Source organism: uncultured Kordia sp. (assembly GCF_947496985.1).
GTDB lineage: Bacteria > Bacteroidota > Bacteroidia > Flavobacteriales > Flavobacteriaceae > Kordia.
In genome coordinates, this window is the sequence record NZ_CANMEZ010000002.1 from 671,414 (window position 1) to 687,936 (window position 16,523).

Here is a 16,523-nt window from a genome sequence, read left to right on the forward strand (position 1 = left end):
AACCTTCTTTTGGAGTCTATTTAGAATCGATTTAATTAAAAATTGAATCTAGGATTAACAATAGAATTGTAAATTGATCCAAATGAATAACTAAAACCAATTGTAACCCAATAATTATAACCAGACTGCAATTGTTGTTGTTGAAGTAATAATTCTTCTAATGATACATTTCCAGCAGGAAGATTGATTTGATTTCTGGTGATTCTATAGTTTCCTCCAACGTCAAAACTAAAACCTTTAAACACTCTAATGTTAGCACCTAAATAGAACCCTAAAGAGTTCAATGTTGTGTTGTGTAAGTACTGATTAAAAGATACTTCTCCATTAATGTTTCCCCATTCTTGACGAACACTTCCACCTAATAAAATTGAGTGTTCAAATAAGAGTTCTTTCTCTTCACCAAATACGGATCGTTCTATATAATCATTAAAAACTAATCCATTTCGATATGATAAAATGAGTTGTTTTGTTGCAGATTGTTCATACTTAAAAAAGTTATATTCTATTGCTGGTCTAAACCTCCAAAACAAGTTATAATTACTGTAAGTAGAAGTTCCAATGTCTGCAAAGAAACCATACGACCAATGACTATTTATACTCAAAACATCACTTATATTTAAAGACTTATTGTTGTTAATAGCTACAATATCATCTCCATCAAAAGTAAAGGTCGATCTGTTTTCACTAAAACTAGCTCTTATTGAAAATTTATTTTTTTCTGTGACTCTTTTGGCTGATATATTAAAATTTAAATTACTCGATTTATTTGTTTCTTCTCCATTAAAATAACCACGAGCACCAAGCCTGAATACCCAAAAATCCCAAGCATCTCTTTCTACAGTTTCTGTTTCATTTTCTGGACTAGGAACAGTAACCATTATATTGGTTGTATTTCCATTTTCTATCCAAAACCGAACAAGTCCCAGTTTTATATGTTTTAAAATTTCATTTCTGACAACATCTCTGGTCATATCCGTATTTGTAGAGAATTTTACTTTATAGTTGATGTTTTCAAACCTATTTTTACCAATAAAGTCAATCTCATATAAGCGCCCGCCACTTCCGTTTGCTTGTGTAACAAAAAATAAATGAACGTCACCCAAACCTTGATCTCTCACAAACTGAACATTGCCCAAATTTTGTTTAATGTAAGTATGATCACAAATATTACAGTCGAGAAATATTTTGACATCATCATTTAAATTATCTTGTGAAAAAGTAATAGAAGAGATCAACATTATTAGAAGCAATGAAATAGATTTTAGCATAATTTTAAATTTATTGGCTAAGCTAAATTGCCCTTCGACAAGTAATGTCAAAAAAATGTAAAAGAAGTGTCAATCATTGTGAAAAATCAATAAAATCGAATGCTGTTTATTGTAATTCAGTAATTATTTATGTTTTTATTAAATATGTGTTCTTTTTTAAATGAAGAAAGTTTACTTATTTCATATTCTTGTCTAGTATTAATTAGAAACCGAAGGAATTAATCCTCGTAGTCCCATATCGACAGGTTGTTCACCAATAGCAGGTTCGTATTTTCCATCCGCATTGATCTCTGTCCATTCAAAACTATTGTTTACAGAGAATGAAAGTGTTACTTCTATATTTCCTGTTTCGTTTCCAGTAATCGTAAATGCATTTGCAAATTGCCCTGTAACTACACATGAACCTTGTGGTACTGGTGATGTGTTGAATAACGGATTCGGAACTGTAGTTGCTCCTGCTGGCGCTTGTCCTTGCGTTGTAAGCCCTAAAGCTTCAAATGCCCAAAATCCTTGTAATTTATTTTCATTAATGTCGAAGGTACTTCCGTTTACATCAAAACTAGTGATATAACTATTGTACCCAACAAAACTTGCCAAAGTTCCTGTAATATCATTTCCGTTTTGCAATAGATTGATGCTTCCTTCTTGATATGCCAATGAAACACGCACCCAATTGTAAGTTCCTTGTGCAACTTCTTCTAAAGGAATACTTATGAAAATATCATCATTTCCTGCAAATTGTGCTGCCTGAAAGTCTATTGCCATTTCTCCTCCTTGTGTTGTTTCGGCACCATTGTAAATGATTTCTCCAGCACCTAAGAGTGTATTCGCGCTTGACGCAAATTCAATATAATTAGCACTCATGCGTGCAAAATTGGGTGATTGTGCTGCATTTCCTGCTGGAATTATTGCAGGCTGACCTAAATTATCCAACCGATCTTGCGCTGGGTCAAATTTAAATTTTATGATCAGATTGCCCGTTTCAAGATTTGGCGTGCAACAATCTTCATCAGACTTACATCCCAAAAATAATATTCCACACACAATAAGAATCCAACTATATTTTTTCATTGAACAAGTTTTATAAAACATCATAACGATTGAGCTGTATGAGTTCGTATGCAATGTACTAAGAATTATATATTTTAAGCTTCTTTTTCATACACAAAACGCTTTCTAAATCAACAATTTATTGTTTTTTAATATGAGATTGTTTTAAACTAAAAAAGTTTACTTATTTTTAAGAAATCTTACTTGATTCAACCCTATAATGAATATTTATATTCTCTCGATCAACTCCCGAATTTATTCTACGAATAGATTGTATCATGAAGCTGCAAAAAAGGGGCATAATGTGCGCGTGGTAGATCATACCAAATGCGCCGTGATTCTTGGTGACGAAGCGAAACCTCAAATTTATTTAGGTCCAGAAAATATTACAAATGGTGTAGATGCTATTATTCCCCGTATTGGAACCTCTGTAACACGACATGGTGCCGCCATTGTAAAACAGTTTGAAATGAATGGTGCGTTTACCACTGCAAAATCTCTCGGAATTATTCGTTCTCGAAACAAATTGCGTACGATGCAAATTTTAGCAAGAAAACGTATTCCTATTCCAAAAACGCTATTTGCAAAAGATACTTCTAACATTAAAGAACATATAAAATTATTAGGTGGCGCGCCAATTATTATCAAGTTGCAAGAAGGCACACAAGGATTGGGTGTAATGATTGCCGAAAGTAAAAAATCGGCAAAATCAATTATTGAATCTTTGTATAATATGAACGTGAACATTATTTTACAAGAGTATATTGAGGAAGCTAACGGAGAGGATATTCGCGTGTATATTGTAGGGAATAAAATTGTAGCGTCTATGATGCGTACCAGCACAGAAGAAGATTTTAGAAGCAATGTACATCGTGGTGGCACTATGAAGTCGGTGACTTTAACAGATTACGAAAAGAAGATTGCTATTCACACAGCAAAAGTGTTAGGATTGCCTGTATGCGGCGTTGATATTATTCGTTCCAAGCGTGGCCCTTTGGTTATTGAAGCCAATTCTTCCGCAGGTTTGGAAGGTATTGAAACACATACGAAAGTGAATGTAGCAGGAGAAATTATTAAATTTTTAGGAAAGAATGTTCGAAGATTCGGGAAATAAAACCATTACTATTTACGGAGAATCCGTGAAACCAGGCGAAGATAAATGGATTAAGATTCCTATTGATCGTTTACCCACAGGAACACTGATTGATATTCCAATATATGTGTTCAATGCTGAGAAACCAGGACCAACTTTATTGGTACAAGGCGGTTTGCATGGTGATGAAATTAATGGTGTGGAAATTATTCGTAGAATGTTGTACGATAATAATTTTAAAATCAAAAATGGCGCTGTAATTGTCTTGCCTTTGCTGAATATTTTTGGTTTTATTCACTTTTCACGTCAAGTACCTGATGGCAAAGATGTAAATCGTAGTTTTCCTGGTGTTAAAAATGGTTCGCTTGCTGCGAGAATTGCCTATCAAGTGACACATGAAGTGTTACCACAAGTAGATTTTGGCATTGATTTGCATACAGGTGGCGCACAACGTCACAATCATCCTCAGATACGATTTACCGATGATTTCCTTGAAAGTAGAACCTTAGCAAAAGTGTTTAATGCACCTTTTTATTTTGCAACTTCATTGATTCAGAAATCATTTCGAAAAGCTGCGTATGATCGAAAGATTCCGATTATTGTATATGAAGGTGGCGAAAGCATGCGTTTTGATGAATATGCTATTAAAGAAGGAATTCAGGGCGTATTGAATGTGATGAAATACGTTGGTATGATTGACAAAATTGACCCAATGTTGATTGAACGTGAAGTCAGCGAATTTCTTACTAAACGCAAATGGTTACGCGCCCCAACGGCTGGTATGTTTGTTCCGCAAGTATTGAATGGAAGTTCTATTAAAAAAGGAGAAGTTCTCGGTTTTGTGACGGATACTTTTGCCGATTATTGTAAAGAAGTAAAAGCGCCGTATGATGGTTTTGTGTTTTGCATCAACAACCAAGCCGTTGTGAATCAAGGAGATGCGTTGTTTCATATTGGTGCTTCGACAGGCTCAGTAATCTAACTTTTTTCAAGTTTGCAGCAATCTGTTTGTTTAATAAACACACGTCATCTTGAACTTGATTCAAGATCACATAATCGTGAGTGAGATGCTGAATCAAGTTCAGCATGACGTTTAATTACTCCTTCAACAACAACTTCATAAAGTCCGTTTTGTAGGTTTGCCCAATAGGGATTTTGGTATTGTTGATAATGATTTGATTGCCAGAAACACTGTTTAGTTTCTTGAAATTGATAGCAAAAGATTTGTGTGTACGTATAAATTGATTGCTTGGCAATTGTTCCAACATATTTGTAAATGTACTATTCGTAACAATGAATTTATCATCTAAATGGATTTTAACATAATCGCCCAGCGCTTCTACATATAGAATGTTTTGCAGATTTACTTTGTGAAGCGTTTTGTTTTCTTTTATATAAATTGCTTCCTCTTCTATTGTATTTTCAGAAGTTTTTACAGCATCAAATGCTTTGTTGACAGCCGCAAGGAAACGATCAAAAGAGAACGGTTTTAATAAATAATCTACCGCATTGACTTCAAAACCATCAATGGCATATTCGGCGTAAGCCGTTGTAAAGATAACAGCTGGCGAATTTTTCAAGGATTTATAAAACGTCATTCCTGAAATATTAGGCATATTGATATCTAAAAACAACAAATCAATATGTGTGTATTTTCGCAAAGCTTCCAAAGCATCCGTTGCATTGTTACAGACTTCAACTAAGTGTAGTGATGGTACTTTTTCTATAAATACATTGAGTACTTTTTGTGATGAAGGCTCGTCATCTATTATGATACAGTTTAGCTTCATTTGCTGTTTTCTTTTTGAGTAATTTGAAGTGAAACCGTAAAGGTTTCGTCCATTTCTTTTATGTGAAATGTATGTTTGTTAGGATATACAATTTCTAAATTGTGCTGTATATTTTCAAGCCCAACACCTGAATATTCACTGTTGCTTTTTTGCTTGGAAGTGTTGTTATGATTTACAATTTGGAAACCAAAACTTGTCCCTTCTTGCGTAAGCGTTATTTTTATGAATGCCTGTTTCGCTTTTGTTTCCATTCCGTGTTTGAAGGCATTTTCCACTAATGGTAAGAGTAACATTGGGTAGATTTCAAAGTCTTCGTTTTCCATATTAATCTCAAATGTAATGCCTTCCAAACCGTGCGTTCTAAATTTCTGAAAAGCAATGTAGTTTTTTAGTAATACAACCTCATCCTTGAGTTTGATTCGATCCGAATCGGCGTCATAGATAATGTGTCGTAATACATCTGATAGTTGTACAATAGCTTCTGCGGTTTCTTCTTTTTTTTCAATCGCTAAAGCGTAAATTACGTTTAATGAATTGAATAAGAAGTGCGGATTTATTTGCGCACGTAAGTGTGATAGCTGTATTTGTATCCGGTGATTTTCTGTTTGTAAACGTTTGTTTTGCTCAGCATTGAAATACAACCAACTTTCAAAAATCCGTAGCAACATCGATACTATTAATAGTAAGATGAATTTTGTAATGGCTTGTAAGTTGGTTTGATACGATATGAAATAGTGATTAGAAAAAACAGCATCTATTAATGATTGAAAGCAGTGTGTATATGATTGCCAAAATACGATTATGATAACAATAAAAGATACTGAAAACGCCACATACTTTCCTTTTTGCAATAGTCGTGGCACTAAGAAATATGTATTTATAATGATTGGAATTGCCATTACAACTAAGAAACTGATAGTATAGATGTAATCAATTTTTAAAGGCATTTTTCCTTGCGAAAAGATAAAGAGTAACACAATGTAATAAAGAAACCACAATACAATGTTGAACACTGTATTGCGTTTCTTTTTGAATATGTAGTTCATATTTGCGTTAAGGCTTTTCATGGATTTGTTTTAGTGTAATTTGATCCGACGAACCCCAAATTTCATCATTGTTGGATGCTTCAAATTTTTCTAAAAAAGCGTAGAGTTCTTTTGAAGTAGCTGTTAGTACATAGTCGCCTTCAATACTTATTTTTTCGTGTTGTAAACGGATTTTCTGCTCTTTTTGAAGTTTTTTTATTTTTGATTCATCCAACCATTTAAAACGTATTTCTTTGTTTTTGAGTCGTTCTACTTTTGCTATGGAATGTGTGCGAATTAAATGTTGCGCCAAGAGTTGATTGGTATTTTCTAATCCATCATTAAAAGGAGTAAAATCTACAAAAAGCTTTCCATTTACTTGAAAAGGAATTACGATAAATGTAGCTTCATTATCTTTTTTTGTGTAGGATACAACATAGGCTTCTTTGTATTTGTCTAGTAAGATTTTATCGTTTTCAGACAGTTTGGGATCTTCTCTATCACTTTTAAAAAGTGTTTTAAACGAAGCTATATTCCAGCTTCCATTTTCAGGATCTTCCCAGTTTCCGATAAGATCTTCTTGATAACTAATGGCTTTGGCAATGTAAAAAGGCTGTATCGATTTTAGGATGCATGAGTTTAGTAGTAGCAAGCCTCCAAGTAATAAAATGATTCTCGTTTTCATAACTGTTGTCGTTTTAAGTTTACGATTCAAAACAAGTGTATTCGCGAAAGCATGACAACTAATTTCGTCCAACACGGAGCAACTCGGGTCGTATCTGTTAAAAGTATGTTTTTTTTATTCATTACCAAGTTCCGCTTGGTGAAAAAAGAAAGTCAATATCTCCTGCTTTTGTTTGCTCGTCTAACCATTGATATCCACTGCAACCTTCGTTGGTAAATGGTTTGATTAATTCAATTATGTGTTCGTATCCGTCAGTGTTTAATTTGCAAATGAATTCGTCTTCGCTCAATCTAGTGATTCCGTTATTAGCATGATCTTTGGCTAAAATCAGTTTACAGTTCATTGGGTTAACGAACTCTTCTTGATCAAGAAACAACTTTATCGCATACGAATTCTTTACAAAGTCATGAATTAAATCCTGAAATTGTTTTGCTTCTTTTGAGTTAAACTCCCAAAGTCGAATCAAATTTTCACTAACGACATCTTTGAATTTTCCATTAGCAGTCATGTCATGTAAGTACTCCAATTTCATTTTTTTCTAATCTGTTATAGTATGTGTACTCTTATAATTCATAAAGCTATAATTATCTTTGATAAGATCAAAATGACAAAACCACCGCACAAAAATTACTTCCTGTACAGTGGCAAATCAAGCATGAGAATGCTTCTTTATACTATTACTTAGGGTTTTACGTGCGCTCTGCGAGCTTCATAAAATCGAGTTTTACTAAAATAAATCTAAGTTTGGCCAAAATTTAATTGCTTTGATTCCGTCTTCTAATGCTTTTTTCATAGCGCCAGCTTGTCCACTACCATTTCCTGTAGCGTTGGTTAGAAATACATAGCTTACACCATTGTCCATTTTTTTGATCAAGGTGCTTGTTCCATCCATTCCGCCACTGTGAGACCAGTTTCCGCCACTTACTGACCAACCTTTGGCATACCCTGATACCGATGATTTTGTTGTCATCGTTTTAACAGTGCTGCTTTTTAAGATGTCTTTTTTAGAATTCTGTCCGTCTACACGTACCATGAAGCGCATTAAATCTACTGAAGAAGCTATCCAACCGCCATGACTGTCCATTCTGCTCATTTGTAAGTTGTAAGCATCACCACCATTTGCATAGTATACTACTTCTTTGTATTTACGATCCTTTTTCTTATTTGCACCAATATACATTTGAGAGATTCCACATTGTTTTAAGATATTGTTTCGTAAGTAACTTTGGTAACTTTTCCCAGTTTTCTTTTCAATAATTCTTCCTAATAGACAGTATCCATAGTTTGAGTATTTATAAACCGTTCCTGGTTTGTGACTCGGATCACGATCGTCTAAAACCCAACCGATCAATTTTTTCTGACTTAACTTTTTCTTTTGAAACATAGGTGGTCCCCAAGTATCGGTTTCCTCAGGTTTCCAGTTGTGATCCCAAGCATCACCGCCTGCCGTATGTTCTAGCAATTGTTGAACCGTTATTGCTTTTTCTCGGCTACTTAAGTTCTTTTTTCCATAACTGCTTCCTAAAATGCTATTTTTACCAAACACTTTATCGCTCAGTTTTAGTTTCTTTTGTTCTACCAACTTCATGATAGCTACGCTTGTAATTGGTTTTGACACACTTGCCAATCGCATTAAACTTGTTGCAGATGCAATGGTTTTGTCTTCTTTGACTCCATAACCATATCCTTTTGCATAGACTAGTTTTCCATCTTTTACAATTCCGATCGTTGTCCCTGGAATTTTATAATCTTTCATTACTTTGCGGATTTTACTATCTAATTGATTAACATCTCTACTTTTCCAACTTGTTACATTTTTGAAAGCCGCTGCATATCCCGCTGATTTTCCTGCATCATGTCCACTTACAGAGATTGGAATAGCTCCTTGATAGTAATGATTCTCTACTTCTAGTTGATAGTTTTTTGAATTCATCTTATGACGTGCGCTAAATCGTCCTGATTTCTTTTCCATGATACAAGCATAATATATTTTGTTTCTTACATCATAACTATCTACTTGTGTCACTACATACCCTTGTTTCCAATACTTGGCTACTGTTTCTTGGTATTGTTTGCTTGATAATCTATGACGCGCAACATATCCCGACGCATTTCCTTTTTTCCAAATGGCAGCATAGTAATCTTTTCCTTTGACTCCATAACCGCTGACATGCACCAAACGATAGCCATCATTTTTGTTCTTTCTAAATTCGGCAGTATATTGTTTACTTGTTAAACCGTGACGCGCTCGTAATCCACGTGTACTTTGCTTTTCCCAAATAGCGGCATACAATGCTTTTTTTCCATTAGAATACCCATCAACATGTACGAGACGAAAGCCCTTGTCATGATTTTTTCTAAATTCAGCTTGGTATTGTGTTTCTGTTAGATTGTGACGCAATATTTGTTGTGATGGATCTCCTTTTACCCATAATCCTGCAAATTTTGTTTTCCCGTTTACATAATAACCATCTACATAAGCAAGTTTGTATCCTTTCCCTACATAGTTGTTTACTTCTGTTTGATATTGTGAAGATGAAAGTCCATGACGTGATGCATAGCTTTTTAATGTTTTTACTGCAAAAGGTTTTTCTTCATTGTTGGCGTTTTCGCTTTTTTTTGTTCCTGCAAAAGAGAATGAGATTAGTAGCATCATTCCCAATATTGCCAATTTTGTTTTTGAATTCATCATTTTGATTTTTAAAATTAATAACGATGCAAACCTAGTATTGGCAATAGTCCCGAGTGTCCCGTATTATTGAATTTAAAGGAATTGGGACTCGTATGGGTGTTTTTCCCGAAAGACCGTGGGTGACATTCCTGTGTGTTTTTTGAAGGAGTTGTAAAAAGCCGATTTGGAATTGAACCCAGCTTCTAATCCAATAGATAATACTGGATATTCTATAAAAGCCGGATGCGATAATTTAGATTTTATTTCTTTGATTCGATAACTGTTTACAAAATCAGAAAAATTATGCCCACTTAATGCATTGATTAGTTGAGAAAGGTAATTTGCACTAATGTTTATTTCTTTGGAAAGTGTCGCTAGTTTTATTTCTGGATCTCGGTAGCGTTTTTCATCTTCCATTAATGCACAGATTTCTTTGTAATACGAATTATCATTTGTAATACTAATTCCTTTTTTCTGTTGCTGTACTTGTACTAATTTGTTTTCGGTCAGTTTTGCAATGAGTTGAAATAGATATAGATGGTTTTCTGTAAAGAAATTATGTTTCGAATGTTCAGCATCTAATACACCTTTGATTGTCCCGTTTACATAGATAGGAACCGCCAATTCTGACAATCGGGCCTTATCATCTATTATGTAACGCTTGTCTTTGCGTGTATCTTTGATGAATTCATAGTTTCCTGTTTGAGCAACACTTCCTACAATGCCTTCTCCTACAGGTATTTTTTTAGGTTCATGAATTTCAAATGCATCTTGTTTTTTGTTCCCAAATGCCGCTTCTTGATGTAAAACTTGCTTTTTTTCATCTAACAGATATAATACACAGTCTTCTAATTGAAGTTTGGAAATACAGTTTTCTATGATATCCCAAAGAACTTCTTTTGTTTTGTTTTTATCAAATAGTGATGTTGCAAAATAGCTAAGAATAGCAATGACTTGCGATTGGTTTTGTTTTAGTATTTGTAATCCTTTTGGCTCAAATAACTTATCCAATCCTGAGAGATTGAAAACCGCTTCTTCTTCGTTTCTTTCTTGTTGTATTCTTTGTAAATGTGCGCTACTTTTTACATAAAACACATAGTAACATGCTAAGTAAGCAATCCATAGAGGATAATAGTTATGATTTCCACTTACATTTATATTGGTTTTTATGTATAGAAGCGTGAGTAGCCAAAAAACACTGAGTAAAATGAGCGTCATGTATATGTTTTTCAACCATTTTGTTTTTCTAATAACAGCTGAGTACGATAGCTCTCCTAAGTCTTTTTCATAGTTTTTGATGATATTGTAATTCCAGATACCTATGACAAATGTGAATAGTAATGCTAAATTTTCATTCCATTCCGCACGAATGTTTCCAACCCTTTTCCGTGATAAGATAGCGTAATCGACAAAGACATTTATCTTCACCACAGTGTAAATAAGAAAGAATGCAATAAACGGAATTAATAGATAGTATTTATACTTTTTGAAGAGTTGTTCTTTTTGTAAATATGCGCAGGTAAAGGCTGTAAAGATCACGGGCGCTAGAAACTCAAACGGAAAAAAAAGTAATGTAATCGCTCTATATTTTTGTGATATTTTAATATCAAATGATATATATTGTAAAATAGCAATTGCCGTTATCATGAGAAACCAAAAAAAATAACGCGCGGTTTTGTCATGAATTTTCCTTGTGAATACATGATAGGCTACTAATACTAAAAGTCCGATAGCGCCTATGAAGATTGTTGTGTTGTATAGGTTCCAGTTTAACATCTTTAGGTAGGTTTAGTTACCTAAAGATACGCGAAAAAGCTATTGATTCCCCTGATTTTCTTTTGATTGGTTATGAATTTTGTATCAATTGTAGATTCGCTTTGATTCCTTTTAATAGATATTTTTGAAATAAATACACTACCAAGCGAAATGGTATATGCATTAATGTTCCTATGATTCCATTTAGTTTGTAGTTGCTTGCTAGTATCTGTTTCATTCCGTTTTGCTGTTGCTTTAATTCGTATCCGTTAGTCTGAATTTCAAATGGTCCGCTGGATAAATTTATAAAGTGCCCTACTGTAAAGTTATCGTAGGATTGAACTTGAAACGGTATTTCTTATAAAGCTCTCATTCTAATATTTCCTGATGAAATTCAGTTTTGTTTGAGAAACTTGCAATTCTGTAACCACCAACTCCTTTTTTTATGATTTCTGCTGCCAATGGTTTTAGTATTCCAATTAGAGAAAAGAACCATGGAAATTTGAAGTCACAATTTACAATTCATTTTCTAGTAAGTAAAAATAACCTTTAAGCCCGTATGAATACTTGTTTTCGTCAGCTCCTAAGGTTTTGAATTCTTTTTTTAAGACAGCTATTAAATCTTGTTTTATATTTTTTCCTTCAATTTTTGCACAATTGAGTTTTACCCAATGAATTTTAGACGAGTTTGGAAAATCGATTAATGCTTTTGTCAAATCAGGATTATCATATGTGTTTTTATCTGCTAATCCTATGAAATAACTGATCGCAAATTTTTCACTTTTGTATTCATTCCAACCCTTTTTATCCGTTTTAGCAGAAACACGTCCTGTTGTAATTGCTTCTAGATATGCATATATGTTTAGCAATTCTTCATCTTTATGTTTGTCTGCTAAAGCAATCATTTCTTCTCCTCTTTTTTCAAAGAATGTAGCTTCATCTATGAGTTCATTCATAAATGCTACTCTTAATAAGTCTGAAGCAATTTTACCATGTACTGGCATTTCATTGTTTTCAAGGATCAACTTTGCATCTAGAAATGCTGTTTTTAGGGTATTCCCAATACTAAAATCTTTAGAGAGTTGTTTTATTTTTTTGTATGCTGCTACTTGTTGGCACACTGTACTTTTTGCTCCAAAAACACTTTTGATCGTCTCTAAGTCTTTTTCTAAAAAGTATTCTTGCACATAGGTATTCCACCAATCTAATTCCCAATTCATGTCAAGATAAATCAACTCATACGCGCTTTTAACATCTTTTTGCTTTACTTTTTCAACTAAATCTGAACGTTTTTTTATTTGATCCGTTTTCCCGTGAATGATATAAATAGCTTTGTCAATTCCCGTATGATTTTTTTGATGATTTGCTGCTTTCCAATGTGTTAGTGCTTTTTCATAATTGTCTAGCTGCAAATAACATTCACTTAACCAAACATCAACTCTATAATCTTTTGCAACTACCTCTTTGTATATTTTATAGTGTCTGATAGCCGTTTCATAATCTCGAGCTCTATGACTTTCAATGGCATATTCTAAATTGAAACTAAGTTCATTTGGTTTTTTAGCAATGGCTCTTTTATGTAAAATCAATGACAATTTTGGTGCAATATTGTATAGCGCGCCACCAATAACAAAAGATTGATATTCATTTGTAGCTTTGTCATAGAGTTCACTTGTGCAATCGTCAGCGTTTTTGTTGACTAAACAATCTGAAAAGAAATATTCAAATGCAGGTGTCAATTCTGTTTGTGCCTTTTGTAGAAGCTCCTTATTCGTTTTAGTTTTTGTTTGCGCATAGGCATTAAATACTATAAAACTGAATAGTATGAATATTGTTGATTTTTTCATTGCTTGCAATTAGTTATAATTGCTAAAACTATAATAATCTTATGCTATTTCAAAATGTAGTTAATCGCCAGCCTTATTTTTAAGGAATTCTTGATATTTTTTTAATTCGTTTTCTGAATTTAATAATTCTTCCGCTAAAATTTCTGCTTTTTTAAGACTACTAAATTTAGGGAAATGTATTTTTCCTCTTGAGAATGAATTCATCCAAATTAAATCGAGGTAATCCAACACAAAAATCACTTTATCTATAGGTTCGGGATCAACAGTTGTAAATCCTAACTTCTTGATTATTGAATTCTCCATAAAGTGTGATGTACCTTTTATCGTTGTGTTTTTTGCAATGTCTCCATTTTTTATTTTTTTTACTATTACAGAAAGTCCATTTATGTAATATTGCAGCATTTTATTCCTCCAATACATTCCTGGCCGTATGTTTTTCATGATTGATATATAATCAAAAGAAGTTCCACTGTGTAATTCTAGTATTGCATTCTTCTTATCAATATATAATAACATTGGTGACACATATTTATACTTTTTGGTAAGTGTCATTATTGGACTTGTCAAAAACACATATATAGGGATTACTATAAAAATTAAAGACAACCTCAGAAGCATATTTTCTACAGAAAGCCATCCGACAATAACTAGTACTAAAATAAGTATCATTACGATTCCAACTAGCCATTGAATTTTTTCATTCATTTTATAGAAATTCCCCATACTGAGTTGCTAGTTTTTATGGGTACTAATGATACGTGTCATTGTCCAAACTCCATTTTCGTTTTTCCAAACCGTGACAAATTTGCTTGGAATTTGTGTTGCATTTGGTTCTTGATTGTTAAAGAATTTGTGTGTTCCCATTTGTACAGCGCCGTACCCTGGAATTGGGTAAACTTCTATTGTTCCTTCAATTAGCGTACGCGTAACTTTTCCGCAAATATTGTTTTTCATTGCTTCCATGATTTGTGTTTTGGATGTCGCCAATCCGCCTTTATCATGAAAAAACTCTAGATCTTCTGAAATGAGTTTGGCTTGTGTTTTTAAATCACAAGTATTGTATGCATCAAAAAAACGTTTGTCTAATGCCACAATGGTATTGTATAAATTTTGATCTACGGGTGTGTATTTCTCTGAAGTGACAACAGTTCGTTTTGATTTTGTTCGTACAGAAATACAGGATGTTGTAAAGATTCCTAGTGCTAAAAGCAGGACTAATTTTGATTTCATGGTTTTGTTTTATTGATTGATGATACTTAATAGACAATATTTTCTCATAATTGTTACACTTCTACTCCACTCAATACAAGCACTGTTAGAGGATTATTTTGAATGTCCCCGAAATACTTGTATTAAGCGGAGTTGAAGTCCTTTATACCATTAATCAATAAAACTTACGATTTCATTTCTTTGATGATTTGAAAAGTGGCTTCTAATTCTTTGATGGCAATAGCAATGTCTTTTTGCGTAGTTTGCCAATTAACAAATGCTGCTCTGAAACACGCTTCTCCATTGTATACAGAAGGTGTTATAAATATTTTTCTTCTTGAATTTAATGTTGTTAAAAATAGATCTTGCTTTTCTTGGGAAAGACCTACAACCTTGAAACAGACGACATTCACACGTGTAGGCGCAACTAATTGAAAGTCTTTACTTGTTTCAATATAATTTGCCAATTGCTGTGCTAAATCTATGTTTCTTGTAACAATTTCTTGATGTCCTTTTTTTCCATACGCCATCAACGAAAACCAAACTGGTAACGCTCTGAATCTTCTAGAGTTTTCCGGCAGAAAGTTTAAGTAGGTGAAATTTTCCATAGGGTTTCCCAAATAAGGCGCATTGGAGTTTTGATAGGTTTCTACTTGTCTCTTTTGATGTTTTTCTTGTACAAAAAACACAGCGCTATCATATGGAATATTTAGCCATTTATGACAATCCACGGTGATACTATCTGCTTTTTTCCAACCCGAAATTAATTGTTTTTTATCTTCAACACATGCGACCATTCCGCCAAAAGCGGCATCAATATGCCACCAAAAATTGTAAATTTCTTTTAGTTTAGAAATCGCTTCCAAATCGTCAAAATCTACACTATTTACGGTTCCTGCACTTGATAATACAATGACATCTCCTGTTGGGTTTTGTTTTAAAAACGCTTCTAGTTTTTCGACATTTATTGCTTCTCTCCCTTCTAATAATGGGATTTTATGAATGTTTGTACTTCCTATCCCTAACATTGATAATCCTTTTACAACCGACGAATGCGGCATACCAGCAGCAACCTGTATTGGTTTTTGCAATCCTGTTAAGGCAACATCATAGTCTTGGTTTTTTCCAACCCATTGGCGCGCAACACCCAAACAGGTAAAGTTTGACATGGTAGCTCCTGTGACAAATCCTCCATAAAAAGTTTTTGGTAAGTTGAAGAATTCTAACAATAATTGTATGGTTTCTTTTTCCATAATTCCAGAGACATCTCCTCTTCCTTTAATACTTTGTGTATTTTGATCAAAAGTTGTTGCTAACCAATCTCCCATTACAGAAGCTGGAGTGGCGCCACCAGTTACATATCCCCAGTATCTTGGACCTGATGATCCGCACATGAGTTGTTGATATTCCGTTTTAAAATGTGCTAATACGGCTTCAGCACCGAGCCCTTCTTTTGGCAATTTGTAGTTTTTCAGTTCTCGGGGTTTTGCTGAAGCCGGTACAGTTTCTATCTCTTGAAAATGTTGCATAGCAACTTGCTTTACTTCATTGAGTAATAATGCTATGTTTTCTTTATCGGATGCTAATTTTTTATACATTTTTATAGTTTATTTTATTACGTTTCTCCATATATAATTCAGGTTTTTTTGGATTGTAAAACCCAAATTTTTCATACAACCAATCGGCCGAGCTTGTCAATAGAATCCAAAGCCGTAAGTGTTGTAATTCAGGATGGGTCGTAATGGATTTCATCAACCAAGATGACAAGCCTTTTTTCTGATACGCTTCTATAATAAATACATCACAGAGATATGCCATCGTAGTTTTATCTGTAATTAAACGTGCAAATCCTATTTGTTCTTTTTCGTGAAAAACTCCAAAGTTCAACGAGTTTTCAATGGATTTTTTTACCATCTTTAATGGAATATCTTTTGCCCAATATGATTCTTTACTTAAATATTGATGAATCATTTTCATATTTAATTTTTCAATATCCATTGTAATGGAATACACTTCTTTTCCAATAATTGCTGTCTGCATTTCTCCTGTTTTTTTGATTCCTGTAAATTTAAAAGATAACATCACAAGAAAACAGATTCAGTTTTCTACCTTTGAACCATATCAGATTTT

General features: G+C 33.5%; 16 protein-coding genes. 2 read left to right on the forward strand and 14 right to left on the reverse strand.

Annotated elements, in window-relative coordinates; all coding sequences use genetic code 11:
• Positions 1 to 35: 35 nt before the first annotated feature.
• Positions 36 to 1,268: a hypothetical protein gene (locus Q0828_RS07950; RefSeq protein WP_298419381.1), complete on the reverse strand. Its 1,233-nt coding sequence runs from the start codon at positions 1,266 to 1,268 to the stop codon at positions 36 to 38.
• A 198-nt stretch (positions 1,269 to 1,466) separates the two neighbouring features.
• Positions 1,467 to 2,339, reverse strand: coding sequence for a hypothetical protein (locus Q0828_RS07955; protein WP_298419383.1), 873 nt, complete (start codon positions 2,337 to 2,339; stop codon positions 1,467 to 1,469).
• A gap of 199 nt (positions 2,340 to 2,538) precedes the next feature.
• Here Q0828_RS07955 and Q0828_RS07960 point away from each other — a divergent pair, with 199 nt between their 5' ends.
• Together Q0828_RS07960 and Q0828_RS07965 are read left to right on the forward strand one after the other, a co-directional pair.
• Positions 2,539 to 3,432, forward strand: coding sequence for a RimK family alpha-L-glutamate ligase (locus Q0828_RS07960; protein WP_298419385.1), 894 nt, complete (start codon positions 2,539 to 2,541; stop codon positions 3,430 to 3,432).
• A complete protein-coding gene (locus tag Q0828_RS07965; RefSeq protein WP_298419387.1) occupies positions 3,410 to 4,393 on the forward strand; it encodes a succinylglutamate desuccinylase/aspartoacylase family protein in 984 nt (327 codons plus the stop codon). The genes Q0828_RS07960 and Q0828_RS07965 overlap by 23 nt, the downstream gene beginning before the upstream one ends.
• Before the next feature lie 115 nt (positions 4,394 to 4,508).
• On the opposite strand, the gene Q0828_RS07970 is transcribed toward Q0828_RS07965, so the two are convergent.
• The 12 genes from Q0828_RS07970 to Q0828_RS08025 form a co-directional block, all read right to left on the reverse strand.
• Positions 4,509 to 5,201 (reverse strand): LytTR family DNA-binding domain-containing protein, encoded by a 693-nt coding sequence (locus tag Q0828_RS07970; protein ID WP_298419389.1) that lies wholly within the window; start codon positions 5,199 to 5,201, stop codon positions 4,509 to 4,511.
• Positions 5,198 to 6,268 carry a histidine kinase gene (locus Q0828_RS07975; RefSeq protein WP_298419391.1) on the reverse strand — a complete coding sequence of 357 codons (1,071 nt, stop codon included), beginning with the start codon at positions 6,266 to 6,268 and terminating at the stop codon, positions 5,198 to 5,200. The genes Q0828_RS07970 and Q0828_RS07975 overlap by 4 nt, the downstream gene beginning before the upstream one ends.
• A complete protein-coding gene (locus Q0828_RS07980) occupies positions 6,255 to 6,911 on the reverse strand; it encodes a hypothetical protein (protein WP_298419392.1) in 657 nt (218 codons plus the stop codon). Before Q0828_RS07980 ends, Q0828_RS07975 begins: the two co-directional genes overlap by 14 nt.
• 121 nt (positions 6,912 to 7,032) lie before the next feature.
• Positions 7,033 to 7,443, reverse strand: a complete 411-nt coding sequence (locus Q0828_RS07985) for a hypothetical protein (RefSeq protein ID WP_298419394.1) — start codon at positions 7,441 to 7,443, stop codon at positions 7,033 to 7,035.
• A gap of 195 nt (positions 7,444 to 7,638) precedes the next feature.
• Complete coding sequence (locus tag Q0828_RS07990) at positions 7,639 to 9,600, reverse strand: serine hydrolase (protein WP_298419396.1); 1,962 nt, start codon at positions 9,598 to 9,600, stop codon at positions 7,639 to 7,641.
• 75 nt (positions 9,601 to 9,675) lie between these two features.
• A complete protein-coding gene (locus Q0828_RS07995; protein WP_298419398.1) occupies positions 9,676 to 11,358 on the reverse strand; it encodes a helix-turn-helix domain-containing protein in 1,683 nt (560 codons plus the stop codon).
• Positions 11,359 to 11,428: 70 nt separating this feature from the next.
• On the reverse strand, positions 11,429 to 11,575 hold the full coding sequence (locus Q0828_RS08000) for a hypothetical protein (protein ID WP_298419400.1): 147 nt from the start codon (positions 11,573 to 11,575) through the stop codon (positions 11,429 to 11,431).
• 277 nt (positions 11,576 to 11,852) lie between these two features.
• Entirely contained in the window at positions 11,853 to 13,184 is a 1,332-nt protein-coding gene (locus Q0828_RS08005) for a hypothetical protein (protein WP_298419402.1), read from the reverse strand.
• 60 nt (positions 13,185 to 13,244) lie between these two features.
• Positions 13,245 to 13,907, reverse strand: coding sequence for a hypothetical protein (locus Q0828_RS08010; protein ID WP_298419404.1), 663 nt, complete (start codon positions 13,905 to 13,907; stop codon positions 13,245 to 13,247).
• A 9-nt stretch (positions 13,908 to 13,916) separates the two neighbouring features.
• Positions 13,917 to 14,414 carry a nuclear transport factor 2 family protein gene (locus tag Q0828_RS08015; RefSeq protein WP_298419406.1) on the reverse strand — a complete coding sequence of 166 codons (498 nt, stop codon included), beginning with the start codon at positions 14,412 to 14,414 and terminating at the stop codon, positions 13,917 to 13,919.
• Between the two features lie 164 nt (positions 14,415 to 14,578).
• A complete protein-coding gene (locus Q0828_RS08020) occupies positions 14,579 to 15,991 on the reverse strand; it encodes a pyridoxal-dependent decarboxylase (RefSeq protein WP_298419408.1) in 1,413 nt (470 codons plus the stop codon).
• The gene (locus Q0828_RS08025) at positions 15,984 to 16,475 is read right to left on the reverse strand and encodes a GNAT family N-acetyltransferase (RefSeq protein WP_298419410.1); all 492 of its coding nucleotides are present in this window, start codon (positions 16,473 to 16,475) and stop codon (positions 15,984 to 15,986) included. Before Q0828_RS08025 ends, Q0828_RS08020 begins: the two co-directional genes overlap by 8 nt.
• Positions 16,476 to 16,523: the final 48 nt, after the last annotated feature.

Bases quoted from the DNA above. Each gene is read 5' to 3' on its own strand.
- Q0828_RS07960 (WP_298419385.1), top strand. From the start codon at position 2,539: ATGAATATTTATATTCTCTCGATCAACTCCCGAATTTATTCTACGAAT.
- Q0828_RS08015 (WP_298419406.1), bottom strand. From the start codon at position 14,414: ATGAAATCAAAATTAGTCCTGCTTTTAGCACTAGGAATCTTTACAACA.
- Q0828_RS07970 (WP_298419389.1), bottom strand. From the start codon at position 5,201: ATGAAGCTAAACTGTATCATAATAGATGACGAGCCTTCATCACAAAAA.
- Q0828_RS07950 (WP_298419381.1), bottom strand. From the start codon at position 1,268: ATGCTAAAATCTATTTCATTGCTTCTAATAATGTTGATCTCTTCTATT.
- Q0828_RS08025 (WP_298419410.1), bottom strand. From the start codon at position 16,475: ATGTTATCTTTTAAATTTACAGGAATCAAAAAAACAGGAGAAATGCAG.
- Q0828_RS07975 (WP_298419391.1), bottom strand. From the start codon at position 6,268: ATGAAAAGCCTTAACGCAAATATGAACTACATATTCAAAAAGAAACGC.
- Q0828_RS07965 (WP_298419387.1), top strand. From the start codon at position 3,410: ATGTTCGAAGATTCGGGAAATAAAACCATTACTATTTACGGAGAATCC.
- Q0828_RS07995 (WP_298419398.1), bottom strand. From the start codon at position 11,358: ATGTTAAACTGGAACCTATACAACACAACAATCTTCATAGGCGCTATC.
- Q0828_RS08000 (WP_298419400.1), bottom strand. From the start codon at position 11,575: ATGAAACAGATACTAGCAAGCAACTACAAACTAAATGGAATCATAGGA.
- Q0828_RS07980 (WP_298419392.1), bottom strand. From the start codon at position 6,911: ATGAAAACGAGAATCATTTTATTACTTGGAGGCTTGCTACTACTAAAC.
- Q0828_RS07985 (WP_298419394.1), bottom strand. From the start codon at position 7,443: ATGAAATTGGAGTACTTACATGACATGACTGCTAATGGAAAATTCAAA.
- Q0828_RS07990 (WP_298419396.1), bottom strand. From the start codon at position 9,600: ATGAATTCAAAAACAAAATTGGCAATATTGGGAATGATGCTACTAATC.
- Q0828_RS07955 (WP_298419383.1), bottom strand. From the start codon at position 2,339: ATGAAAAAATATAGTTGGATTCTTATTGTGTGTGGAATATTATTTTTG.
- Q0828_RS08010 (WP_298419404.1), bottom strand. From the start codon at position 13,907: ATGGGGAATTTCTATAAAATGAATGAAAAAATTCAATGGCTAGTTGGA.
- Q0828_RS08005 (WP_298419402.1), bottom strand. From the start codon at position 13,184: ATGAAAAAATCAACAATATTCATACTATTCAGTTTTATAGTATTTAAT.
- Q0828_RS08020 (WP_298419408.1), bottom strand. From the start codon at position 15,991: ATGTATAAAAAATTAGCATCCGATAAAGAAAACATAGCATTATTACTC.